Source organism: Lacihabitans soyangensis, assembly GCF_024343775.1.
Classification (GTDB): Bacteria; Bacteroidota; Bacteroidia; order Cytophagales; family Spirosomataceae; genus Leadbetterella; species Leadbetterella soyangensis.
Window position 1 is genome coordinate 63,660 of sequence record NZ_RJUF01000008.1, and the last position, 11,891, is coordinate 75,550.

11 protein-coding genes are annotated in these 11,891 nt (G+C 34.0%); 8 read left to right on the plus strand and 3 right to left on the minus strand.

Annotated features, from left to right (window positions below):
• The first annotated feature begins 3 nt into the window (after positions 1-3).
• From EGI31_RS04935 to EGI31_RS04970, 8 genes are all read left to right on the plus strand, one after another.
• Positions 4-909, plus strand: coding sequence for a DUF5655 domain-containing protein (locus tag EGI31_RS04935; protein WP_255036059.1), 906 nt, complete (start codon positions 4-6; stop codon positions 907-909).
• Between the two features lie 709 nt (positions 910-1,618).
• A complete protein-coding gene (locus EGI31_RS04940; RefSeq protein WP_255036060.1) occupies positions 1,619-2,254 on the plus strand; it encodes an alpha-ketoglutarate-dependent dioxygenase AlkB family protein in 636 nt (211 codons plus the stop codon).
• The gene (locus EGI31_RS04945) at positions 2,251-3,270 is read left to right on the plus strand and encodes a DUF1848 domain-containing protein (RefSeq protein WP_255036061.1); all 1,020 of its coding nucleotides are present in this window, start codon (positions 2,251-2,253) and stop codon (positions 3,268-3,270) included. Before EGI31_RS04940 ends, EGI31_RS04945 begins: the two co-directional genes overlap by 4 nt.
• Positions 3,271-3,272: 2 nt before the next feature.
• On the plus strand, positions 3,273-4,307 hold the full coding sequence (locus EGI31_RS04950) for a 3'-5' exonuclease (protein ID WP_255036062.1): 1,035 nt from the start codon (positions 3,273-3,275) through the stop codon (positions 4,305-4,307).
• Positions 4,307-6,082 (plus strand): THO complex subunit 7 family protein, encoded by a 1,776-nt coding sequence (locus tag EGI31_RS04955; RefSeq protein WP_255036064.1) that lies wholly within the window; start codon positions 4,307-4,309, stop codon positions 6,080-6,082. Before EGI31_RS04950 ends, EGI31_RS04955 begins: the two co-directional genes overlap by 1 nt.
• A complete protein-coding gene (locus EGI31_RS04960; RefSeq protein ID WP_255036065.1) occupies positions 6,079-7,545 on the plus strand; it encodes a hypothetical protein in 1,467 nt (488 codons plus the stop codon). Before EGI31_RS04955 ends, EGI31_RS04960 begins: the two co-directional genes overlap by 4 nt.
• A gap of 52 nt (positions 7,546-7,597) precedes the next feature.
• On the plus strand, positions 7,598-8,038 hold the full coding sequence (locus tag EGI31_RS04965) for a hypothetical protein (protein ID WP_255036066.1): 441 nt from the start codon (positions 7,598-7,600) through the stop codon (positions 8,036-8,038).
• A 78-nt stretch (positions 8,039-8,116) separates the two neighbouring features.
• Positions 8,117-8,563, plus strand: coding sequence for a hypothetical protein (locus EGI31_RS04970; protein ID WP_255036067.1), 447 nt, complete (start codon positions 8,117-8,119; stop codon positions 8,561-8,563).
• Positions 8,564-8,962: 399 nt separating this feature from the next.
• Here EGI31_RS04970 and EGI31_RS04975 read toward each other — a convergent pair whose 3' ends face one another.
• From EGI31_RS04975 to EGI31_RS04985, 3 genes are read right to left on the minus strand one after another with little or no spacing between them, the layout of a single operon-like run.
• Positions 8,963-9,325 carry a hypothetical protein gene (locus tag EGI31_RS04975; RefSeq protein WP_255036068.1) on the minus strand — a complete coding sequence of 121 codons (363 nt, stop codon included), beginning with the start codon at positions 9,323-9,325 and terminating at the stop codon, positions 8,963-8,965.
• A 3-nt stretch (positions 9,326-9,328) separates the two neighbouring features.
• Complete coding sequence (locus EGI31_RS04980) at positions 9,329-10,525, minus strand: DUF4407 domain-containing protein (protein ID WP_255036069.1); 1,197 nt, start codon at positions 10,523-10,525, stop codon at positions 9,329-9,331.
• 49 nt (positions 10,526-10,574) lie between these two features.
• The gene (locus EGI31_RS04985; RefSeq protein WP_255036070.1) at positions 10,575-11,237 is read right to left on the minus strand and encodes a hypothetical protein; all 663 of its coding nucleotides are present in this window, start codon (positions 11,235-11,237) and stop codon (positions 10,575-10,577) included.
• Positions 11,238-11,891: the final 654 nt, after the last annotated feature.

Sequence of the window (11,891 nt, forward strand, 5' to 3'; positions counted from 1 at the left end):
GATATGGCACTATACATAAACCAAACAGGCAAGCTAAAAGAGGTAAAGGAAAAGCCCTTCAAACTGGAAAAGGACATACAAAAAGTATTTGAGGCTAACTTGTATTCCGTTATGGGTTTGGACTTGGTTAAAAGTGAGTTTACCATCAAAAATAAGCGAATAGATACATTGGCTTATGATCCACAAGCATGTGCCTTTATTATTATAGAATACAAAAGAGATAAAAACATCAGCGTGGTTGACCAGGGCTTTACATATCTCAGCCTTATGTTAGAAAACAAAGCTGATTTTATAGTCGAGTACAATGAAAGCCTCCAACAAAATATGAAAAGAGAAGATGTGGATTGGAGCCAAACAAGGGTTGCATTTGTGTCACCCAGCTTTACCGAAAATCAGATACAAGCAACCAACTTTAAGGACATTGGCATAGAACTTTGGGAAGTAAAGCAGTTTGAGAATGATACCATTGCCATAAACCCAATTAAAAAGTCTGTTGCAGCCGAAAGTATAAAACCACTAACTCAACAAACCCAATCACTTAAAAATGTAACAGCCGAAATAAAAGTATATACAGAGAAAGACCATATTGAAAAAGGATCTGACTTGACAGCAGAGTTGTACGAAAAATTCAAGACTGCCATTCTTTATTTAACAGATGGTATTGAAATAAAGCCGCAGAAGTTCTACATCGCATTCAAGAAAGGCAAAAACATAACAGACATAGCTATTTTAAAGAAATCGCTGAAGCTTTTCATCAACATAAAAGCCGGACAGTTAGATGATCCTAAGAAATTAGCACAAGATGTTTCCATTATTGGTCATTGGGGCAATGGTGATTATCAAATACAAGTGGAAGATGACAAAGACTTAGAGTATATAATGAGTTTGGTAAAACAGGCAATTAAATAAACAGCAAAGTAGTAATAAAATTCTCATTCTATATCCCCTACAAAATTACGAACCAAGGGAAATGGAGATTTTGTGTTTATAATGATGAAATCAGAAAATAAAGTTCAATTATGCTGACAAAAGAAGAAGTAAAAAATTAAGTTACTCAGTTTCTGGAAAATTGATGTGTTGAAATTAATCACACGATTTCAAAGCCAAAAAAATGATAATGGAACATTCAAACAACTTCTATTTCGATATTTCAACAATTTTAGAATAGCTGAAAAAGATAGTTCAATTTCTTATCCACCAACCTATGTATTGGAATACAAGAGGCAATTAATATTTAATCCAAAGCATACTAAATGATTGTGACTTGCCATATTCTTATCCAGAGTATTCTCAATTATTGAAAGAACTATAATTCCACAACGGGAAATATTAGGATCAATGAGCATTGGCGGGGCAATTATTGGTCCAGATAATTTTGGGAATATCTTTAAGATTCGACAGAAATTAGTGTATAAAAAGTAATGATACTATTGATAGATATAGCACACATTGCTAAGATTCAAGCTGACTTAATTTCAAAATTCAGTTTAGTTGATTACTGAGATCCGGTTAATACTGCATTTAAAACAATAAGTTTGGGGTAAAAAAAAGCTACTTTAATTGCTAAGTTTATTAGATTTGTGTTGTATTAGAGTAATATTTAGACTAAATTTAATTCATGAGTCAACTAGATATTTTTGGCAACCCCATTCTGCAAAAATCTGGCAGCATTTTCAAGAAGGGAATAACAGTTATTGAAAACGGAGAGTATATTTTCTATCCGAACTTTTTCTCTAAAGAAGAGAGTGATTCGTTTCTAAAAACTCTTCGTAGTAACATCATTTGGAAGCAGGAATCAATGAATATGTATGGAAAGAAAATTGACTTCCCAAGATTGACAGCTTGGTATGGCAATAATGATAAACCTTATTCATTTTCTGGCATCACTTTGCAGCCTCTTCCTTGGTCAAGTGAAATTCTTTCTATTAAAAGTAAAATTGAACCTGTTGCAAATACAGCTTTTAACAGTGTGCTTTTAAATTTATACCGAGATGGGAATGATTCCATTTCATGGCATACGGATGCTGAGAAAGAATTAGGCATTAATCCGGTAATTGCTTCTGTGAATTTTGGAGCTACCCGTAAGTTTCAACTCAGGCATATTAAAACGAAGGAAAAATTAGAAATTGAATTGACACACGGAAGCCTTTTAATAATGCAGGGTGAGTTGCAGCATTTTTGGCAACATCAGGTTCCAAAGACCAGTAAAATAGTTCGTGAAAGAATTAATCTAACTTTTAGAGTAATAAAATGAGCTGGGATAAAGCAGAAATAGTAAGTGAACAAGGCGAAATAGTTTTTGCTCAAGCACCTGTGATTGTTTCTGCAAGCCGTTCAACGGATATACCCACATTTTATGCTGACTGGTTTGTTGAGAGGTGGAAGGCTGGTTATGTAAAATGGAAAAACCCTTTCAACGGTACACCACTTTATGTGTCGTTCAAAGAAACCCGGGTGGTGGTATTTTGGACTAAGAATCCGAAACCCATGTTTAAGCATCTTGATTTTCTTGATGAACACCTTAAGAATTATTACTTCCAATTTAGCCTGAATGATTACGACAGAGAAGGATACGAAGGCAAAGTGCCAAGAGTGGAAACCCGGATTAATACGTTCAAAGAATTATCCAACAAAATTGGGAAAGATAGAGTGGTTTGGAGGTTTGATCCACTGATGCTCACAAAGGACATTGACGTAAAAGAATTACTAAGTAGGCTCGAAAGAATCGGAGATCAACTACATACTTATACAAGCAAATTAGTGTTCAGCTTTGCTGATATATCAATTTATAAAAAGGTAGAAAGTAACCTTAGAAAAGAAAATATTGAGTACATCGAATTTGCCCCGGACACAATGATTGAATTTGCACAAGGGTTAAATAAGCTAAATCAAAAATGGAATTTGGAATTGGCAACCTGTGCTGAGAAATTCGATTTAAACAAGTACGGAATAATGCATAATAAATGTGTTGATGATGATTTAATGATAAAACTTTTTTACTATGATAAGGAGCTGATGAAATTCTTAGGAGTTGAGTTTATTGAGCCAACCCTTTTTGAGCCAATTGAAGGCATTGAGAAAAAAAAAAAAATGAAAGATAAAGGCCAGAGAGAAGCCTGCGGTTGCATAATGAGTAAGGACATTGGGGAATATAATACTTGCCCCCATGAGTGTGTGTATTGCTATGCAAATACTTCAAAAGAAATTGCAATTGAAAATTATAAATCACACACAGTAAACCCTACCTCAGAAACTATAACTGGTAAATAATTATGGCTTACTTTTTCAAACTACCTACTATAACAGAATTGACAATAGGGCAGCAAGCTGCACTTAATGAACCCAATGCCATAGCTATCTCCGGTGGTCCGGGTACAGGTAAGAGTGTTGTTTCTTTATGGCGACACATAAGGAACTATGGTACGGGTAGCAAAAGGAGTTTATTGCTGACTTATACAAAAACTTTGGAAACCTACTTAGCTGCATCTGCAAAGTCAGAAAATAGTAATGCAGGTAATGCTGTTGATAGAACATATTTGTGGACAACTCGCCATGTTACAAGATATGATGAGATAATCGTTGATGAAGCACAAGATGTTGAAGGCGACAGATACACGACAATTAAAAATTATTCAGGAGTTGTTTCTTACGGTGCAGACGACCAGCAAATCGTTTTCAGAAACAGGGCAACAACTCAACAGCAATTAGGTGCTATTTTTCCAAACAATCGTAGCTATGTACTTGATGAAAACTTTAGGAATTCTTATGAGATAATGTTATTTGTAAAGGCATTGTTTCCACAAAAATTAGTACCACAAACCACATTAAATAACTTGTTACAGGAAGGTAGAAGGGGAAATAAACCAATATTGTTGATATCAAACAATAATGCAGCAAAGCAGACAAAAGCAATCATAGATATTATCAATCAATTTAAGTCAACAACACATAATATCGCTGTATTAGTACCACTGCAAAATCATGTAACCATATTCGCCAATCTAATAAGAAATGCAGGTATCCAATGCTCCAGCTTTTCAACAGATGATGGAAGTCTTGGTGAAATAGATAATGTCCATGTAACGACCTTTAAATCTTCTAAAGGAACAGAGTTTGATACGGTAATCATCCCCGATTTTGAGAACATGATTAATAACATAGCTCAACTAAACGTTATAGACGAAAATGACTATTATGTTGCGATTACAAGGGCCAAACGAAATTTATTCTTGGTGAGCACTTCAACACCAAATTTCCTTGAACGTTCAGAACAACAAAAATTAACTTACAGTAAAGAAATTCTATAATGGAAAATTCATTCTTCATACCAATAAATTCAGGCAGTCTTGCTCACTATTTCAGCAAGGCCATTATTTTGCCTGCAAAATATTTTACAAACAAGCCGGACGACATTCAAAATAGGTTTTCTGATTCACTTCTGCTTTCAGAAAGCAAGTGGGTTAAAAATTCAGATTGTTCAATTGAAGTTGTGCTGACGGATACAGAGATTAACGACCTGTCTAAAGTAACTGAACATTTCTTCCTGTACAATACACCTATTCCAATTTCACGGGTGAAATCTGTTTGCTTCTTAGATGCAAAACAAAAGGAAACAACAATTTGGAATATTAATAACGGTGCAGCATTCATTCCTGAAAGCATTGTTTCGGTTGAGAAAGGCAGAGATATTGAAGTACTTTCTGATAGTGAAATTCAGGCAAGCGATGAAAATGTAACAACTTCCGAGTTGTCAGATAAAATCAAAAGATTTGATATTATTCTTGGTGGTTTTGCATTTATGAGATTAGGCGGCAAATCATTTATGAATTTTTCGGAAAATTATTTTTCCACGTTATCTCATTTCAATAAGTTGATTGAAGAACAAACACTCAATGCAGTAAAAGAAAAAGGCTTTAAGTTTAGCAATAAATACTATGGTCTTTTTTCAAAACATGAAAGCGAATGGTCCAAGTGGCAACAATACATTTATCAAACCTTAGATTCTAATGAAATCGAAGCATTGGCTGAGAAGGAAGGTGTTAAGGTTGAAAAAAAATTTGGTCTACTGAAAATTGATTCTATTAGCCCAAACTCACATTTGTATGCACTTGCAATTTTAGCAACTTACGGAGATAAAAAAAGTAAGAGTGTTGATAACTTAGTAACTGACCTGACAAATGGTACTATATACCCAGGTAAGGCCGAAGATGTTTCATTACTTTTTGGTTTGAATAATGGATATTCAAAACTGAGGAATAAATACAAAGGCCAGTTAAAAGATAATAATGTCAAGTTCACTCTTGAAAGCAAATTAGATTACTACATTATTGAAAGCATATATCAGTTCGTTTTTAATAACTCAAAGCAGCCAAGCTACTCATTTGATTATATCGATAAATGGTGTCCCTCAATTGGGTTGAAAGATAATGTGAAAGGTTATGAAACCTATAAAATATTAGACACAATAATAATTATAAAAAAAAAACAAAGCCCGTTGGAGCTTTTTTTGGAAAATTATTCGGCAGAAATTTCTTCAACAATCGTTAAGGCAATAAATCTATGGATACCACCATTTGCAAAGATTGATGAAAAAGAAGCTATCCTGTATTTTAATAAGCAGTTGCGGAATTCTTTAACAGTTTCCGTTGAATCTCTTCAAAAAAGAATAGAAAACGAATGTGAAGCAATTTATAATTCCCAGAAACAAGAAACTGTTGAATCATACCAAAAAGAGATTGATAAATTAAGGGCAGAAATTTCAAGCCTAAAAGAAGAAAATGAAAAGCTAAAAAAAGGATTTAAGTTAACTCCAGATACTGAACAACCAAATGAACAGTTACAAATAGAAGATAATAACATAAAGAATGTTCTTAAGGAAAATAAAGATCCTGTTAGTGCGGTTAAGGAACCTTCGGCAATCGAATTATCCGTTAATTACTCATCACTTTTAATTGCAGATTTAAAAAAGATAGCTAAACAAAGAGGAATTTCTGAAACTACTCTCAAGAGGTTTAAAAAGGAGAATAAGACTGAGCTTGTCGCTTTGATTATGAAAACCCCTGAACCACCTAAGTTTCTATGATGTTAGTTGAAGATTTACAAAACACATCAGGTGATGTCGCCTCATTGCAGAATTATCTTTCAGATAATTTTGATCAGGTATATGATTTTTTCACTCATCAAAAACATGCCGACTTAATAGCATCAAGAGATAAACTGAATAGATACATTCAGTTGAACCGCAATGTTATTTTACAGATTGACATTAACAATAAAACGAATCTTGCTTTTATTTCATTACTGTTAGATATAAGTGAAGAACTTGGTTTATTAGCTCCTTTTCGTTTTTTATATGACCACCTGAATGGTAAAGCGTTCAACATAGGTGAAAGACTTAAAGCCGCTTCACAATATCTCATTGGCGTAAAAACTGCTGATGATTACATAAATAAGTATGAAACGATTTGTAACCATCTGCAACTTTCATCAGAAACGGAGGAAGATAATACCGACAGGGTTTTAATGACAATGGTGAATTACTATGGACAGGTAATTCATGACTTTGGCGAGTTCAATATTGGGAAGGTATTGGAATTAAAGGCCAAAATCGAAAAGAGCCTTTCTGATTTTGAATTTTCATTTCTGCATAACAAGCTAATTGAAGATGTACTAAGCGTTGATTTTGCAAGTTTCAGTGATGCTTATTCAAGAATACATGGTCTGCTTGATTCATTTCTTGGTCGTGATATTGTTAAGCCAGTTTACAGAAAAGACTTTTTACTTGAAACGGGAACTGAGTATTGCGATTTATTATCTGGAGTGACAAATAGTTTTAAAGCTGTCAGACAGATTTCAGTGAACAAATACCAATTGGTAAAATCTGATTCCATTTTTAATTCTTTAGGCAGAGGTGTAACAGTTTTGACTGATGAGAATCAATTGTATGCATATATGAATAGCTTTGGCAATATGCACTATGAAAAACTGATTGAGGCATTTAAAACACTGCCAATGACACTCTTTGAAAAGGAAATAAATATTATTGATTGGGGCTGTGGTCAGGCAATGGCTTCAATGGCATATTTTGATTTCTTGAATCAAATTGGCATTGAGCAGGAAATAAAGAATCTTACACTGATAGAACCTTCGGAGATAGCATTGAAAAGAGCCTCATTGCATATTAGAAATTTTAGTCCGGCAACTGACATCCACACAATCAATAAGGATTTAGATGCCCTTGTCAATGAAGATTTTATTATAAACAAAACCAATACGCACATTCATTTATTCTCAAACATTCTTGACATTGACGATTTTTCACTAACTGCACTATTGCAATTGGTTGAAACAAATTTTCTGGGTGATAATTATTTTGTCTGTGTAAGTCCTTATATAAATGATACCCGTACCAGCCGCTTAGATGCTTTTGTTAAGTTCTTTTCCAAAAAGAAGGACTTCGCAAAAATTAATACTATTGACAATCGACCTGGTCAGTGGATAAGCAGTTGGACAAGAGTTGTTCGTGTGTTTAAGGCAGCATTGTAATGTTCTAATACAACCTAGCATAAATGATTTACAACCAACATGAAATATTCAAATGATAGCCGTCAAGAACACGGCGGTAATATTTGACACCAACTCATATCGCAATTTTGTAATAGGGAAGTCTACTAACACAGTATTGACAGATATTCAAGCACTCAGGGAAAAAGAGAGGGAAAAGAATATTATCGCCTTTGGTAGTCAAGTTGTGGGTATGGAAATGTTAGCAAATCTTGCCGAAGGTCCGACAGGATTTAATTATACAGATTGCTTAAACGGAGTAATTGCAATGGCACATCATTGTTTTGATTATTCTGATGTAGCTCCGAGAATAATTCCTCATCCTTATTTGCACATAACTCGGCCTTTCTTTGGTATTATACCTCCTGTTATTGAACAACGAAGCCAAAAACTTAAGTGGTGTAATTTCGGACTTCAAAGTGAATTATACAAAAGCAGAAACATATCATCAGTCCTCAAAAACTTTTCAGGATAAAAAAATTATATTGATAAAGAAAAAATAGACTTCTCTAGAAGTATTACCGACTAGATTGAAGGTGTAAGGCAGGAGATCTTGCAAAAACACCCAAAAATTGCCCCAAAGCAACTACGAGTAAAACTACTCGACTACATTTATAATGGACCTTATGAACCTTTTGTAGCAATGGCAATTGTTTATGCTGTAGCTCAAATATTAGAAATTCCGCTGCCAAAACTAGATGAAATCAAAATGGCATTTTCATTGAATGTAAACTTCCCGCTTTCTGTTGGTTTCAACACTTGGATTAGCCACAAAGTAGTAGTCAACAATATTGATATGCAATCGAAAAGTTCAAAGGAGAAGCGTTGGAATTGGCAATGGGATTATGAAGTATCATTCTTAATTTCTGATCATAACATTGATCATCGTGAGGTTATTCTCGTAACGGCAGATACTGAAATTATTACGATGTTACAGGATTTTGGATATATAAATAGAGCTATGACATTGCCTGAGTATCTTTCTTTCCTTGATAGTTGATAATTAACTATGATCCTTTCCTTACGAATCTTTTGAATCCCCCAATCAGCCCATGAGCATATCAAAAGCAGATTGGCAGAATTTGAATATGCTTAGGAATTTGTTGAGCAGCTGGATTTTCAAATAATTCGCCGAAACCGTGAACGAAATTTGTGATAATTATATAGGTCGGTAGATTAAAGAGATTGATTTGAGCTTTATGTTATTGTTTGTGATGGGTGGAGTTTTGCTCAAGCGTTACATAGGTCGTGAGAGCCACGACCCAGACCTCCGAATGATTGGAGGTCTGATGTTAATTGTAATGTTATTTACACATAGCTTTTTTAGAATTAGTAAACGTAAAGGTTTATGATATGAAATTAGTTAAATTACGGGTAGTAAATGCCATTTTTCCATTGCTTAAAGTTCTACAAACACATCAATACCATCATCATTTATGGTAATAATTGGCTGTTTAGAAACCTTTATAGTGATACTTTCGCCAATCTTATATTTATTTTTGCTTGCTACATACATTTTCTCATTATCATTTTTAGTATCTACCAATTCAATGACACCTTTTCCAAGAATGTAAAGGTTGCCACTTACTTTGCCTGAAATCAGAAAAGAATTATCATCAGTAAGTGGTAAAGACGTGGCTTTTTCTTTGTTGATTTCTTCAACTGAGTTCACGATAGGTAGGTCGGACATGTCAGTTTTTACGCCACCACTACATGATAGGATAATCACTGAACTTAGCATAATTAGGTAGTTGTTTTTCATGATTTAAAGTATTGATTCTGGTGAAACAGTTTTAGAATGGTCGAAGATATTATCACTTGCTTTGTCAAAAATCTCACTCATTTGGTCAGCAAGTTTATCAAATCGTTCAGGCGTGATTTTCATTTTAGAAAGGTCTTCATAGTTTTTACGTTCTTGCTTCCAAAGTTTGGCAAGTTCCGCACTATATGCTTTAGCCATTTCTGTTTCAGCAGAAATTTTGTCTTGAACTATTTTTACTTTTGCTGCATTTATTTTTTGTTCATTTGGTACTGTTTCAGCCATAGTTTCAGCTTGAATTTTTAATTGATTTATATTCTCAGTAGCAACCAGTCGAGCGTTAGCATCAGATTTTACAATACTGTTGTAAAGTCCACCTTTGCTCATTATTTTAACGAGCAAAGGCACTAATTCCAAAATTGTGAAGAAAAACCATAGAAGCCATGATACAATATTAACAAATGGCTCTTTTTCAGCCACTCGACCAAGAGCTTTATACTTACCAATTAAGCCATTAGCTTGGGATTGCTTTAAATTTTCAAGTTCATTATTTTTCTGATTTGTTAAGTCAGACTTATTTTTATCGAATGCTTCTTTTTCGGTTAAATACGATTTATTTGCTTCATTAAATGCTTCCTCTTTTCTTTTTGAAATGGTACTATAACCACGTACTTCGGTTCCACCACTCCCATCCATTTCGTCTTTAAATTCTTGGTATAGCTTGTTTTTATTGGCTTCTTGTTTATTTGCTTCTGCCTGAGCGTCTTGGATTCTTTTCTGGTAACGATTTTCAATCTGAACCCTTAATGCATTAATTTCTGCAAATTGTTGTTCATTGATTACGTCTTCAAAAATTTTCACTTTAACAGGAAAGGATATAACTAAACCAATTACAATCGCCATGATTATTCTGATTGCAAAAACCCAGAAACCACCGTCAGTAATTGAAATAATTGCTCTATCTATTAAATAAATAACCAATGCCCAAACAATTCCGAAAGTCCAAGCATAAGGTGCTGGGCTAATAAAAGTTGCAGCATAACCCCCTGAAATTCCACCCATAATAACTGGTATGAATAGAACCAAGCCAAGATTGACAATTCTTGATTTTTCGGCAGGAGTAGTTTTTTCTACAGTTTCGGGATTGTGTCCTGCAATTCTAATGAAGAATTTATCCCATTTGCTTAAAATTAGTTTTTCCATTATTTTGTATTGTTTAAGCTCCAGTGCTTTAAGCACTGGAGCGTTTAAATTAATTGAACGATGGGCGGCTTAAATTTTCGTCCAAAATAGCCTCGAAGTGAGACATCAATTTTTCGATAACGTTTAGGTATTTGTCTTCTCGACTACCAATTCGAGCAATGTACTTACTTTTGATACTTGGCTCGTTGATTGTAGCGGCGTTTTTATACATCTCCTCCAGCTCTCTAATTCCTGCTATTTCTTCTGTTTTAACAACCCTGTAAAGTTCGTTTACCTTGCCAATCATAAACTTTGTTAACTGAAGGCGATTTTCGCCCTTATACGCTTTTAAATAAGTGTCGTATCTGTCACGCATTGCTTCGAGTCTGAACTCGTTGCCGAGCTTTAAAAGACCTAAACGAAAATCAAGAGCCGACCCCACCATTAACCGCTCCTTCTGGGCTACCAGCTTTTGCATCTTTGAGGGAAAAATTTTTCTAACGGCCCCCTCGTTTTGTTCGAGATAGATTTTTAGGCGGTCGTCCATGTCTTTAGACGCTTTTACTACGGCATCAAATTCTTCTTTGCTATCGTTAAACTGTTTGTTTTCTGACGGCACAGAACTACGGTATTGTTGAACATTGAACGATTCGTAATTAGTATCAATTGGCTGTTCTAAGATTTTTGAGCTTTGTTTGTTTTGCTCATGAGGGAATTCGAAAAAAGTATCCATTTTTTTAGGTGATTTTATTTTTGAAATATTGATTAAGAATTATTGCCATAATTCTAGGGTGGTCTTGGTCGTATATTAATATTCATTGTTTACGATATTTGGCTATAACTGGATAAGCGTAACTCTACGAGATTAGAATCTAAGGGAAGAACCCAGTAATTTATCTCGTATGTTGTGCTGTTGACAAGAAGTATGGTTGTTAGTTGAGAAAAGCCCTTACGTATTTCACTAAGCACCTTGAAGTTGTTTGTGCCTTGGAGCATTGCAAACTTTGTGTAGGCAATCTTTGCTGGAAGAGTTTCATCTTCATGCTTGATTTTTTCGGTAGTAATCGTTGCTTTCATAAGAAATTTGGTTTTCGTTTTTTGCAAAGTTGATACTCCTTTTCTCAAGTACAAAGCATTTAAAAAAGTATGAAAAAACTATTTTTATTCATCAATACTATAGGTGTAACTAATTTATAGATAGTGTTTTAATGAATTTTAATCGAAAAATTATCGCAGTAATAAAAAAAAAGAAAAAAAACATAAAAAGTGCAAAATAAATGAAGAAGATGTGAATGGGTTTACAAACAATGAAATTTCATCGCTTTTCATTGTTTGTTATTCTAAATTAGAAAAACAACATTTATTTCAATGAAAATAAATAGTTCAC

Bases quoted from the DNA above. Each gene is read 5' to 3' on its own strand.
- EGI31_RS04935 (WP_255036059.1), top strand. From the start codon at position 4: ATGGCACTATACATAAACCAAACAGGCAAGCTAAAAGAGGTAAAGGAA.
- EGI31_RS04940 (WP_255036060.1), top strand. From the start codon at position 1,619: ATGAGTCAACTAGATATTTTTGGCAACCCCATTCTGCAAAAATCTGGC.
- EGI31_RS04945 (WP_255036061.1), top strand. From the start codon at position 2,251: ATGAGCTGGGATAAAGCAGAAATAGTAAGTGAACAAGGCGAAATAGTT.
- EGI31_RS04950 (WP_255036062.1), top strand. From the start codon at position 3,273: ATGGCTTACTTTTTCAAACTACCTACTATAACAGAATTGACAATAGGG.
- EGI31_RS04955 (WP_255036064.1), top strand. From the start codon at position 4,307: ATGGAAAATTCATTCTTCATACCAATAAATTCAGGCAGTCTTGCTCAC.
- EGI31_RS04960 (WP_255036065.1), top strand. From the start codon at position 6,079: ATGATGTTAGTTGAAGATTTACAAAACACATCAGGTGATGTCGCCTCA.
- EGI31_RS04965 (WP_255036066.1), top strand. From the start codon at position 7,598: ATGATAGCCGTCAAGAACACGGCGGTAATATTTGACACCAACTCATAT.
- EGI31_RS04975 (WP_255036068.1), bottom strand. From the start codon at position 9,325: ATGAAAAACAACTACCTAATTATGCTAAGTTCAGTGATTATCCTATCA.
- EGI31_RS04980 (WP_255036069.1), bottom strand. From the start codon at position 10,525: ATGGAAAAACTAATTTTAAGCAAATGGGATAAATTCTTCATTAGAATT.
- EGI31_RS04985 (WP_255036070.1), bottom strand. From the start codon at position 11,237: ATGGATACTTTTTTCGAATTCCCTCATGAGCAAAACAAACAAAGCTCA.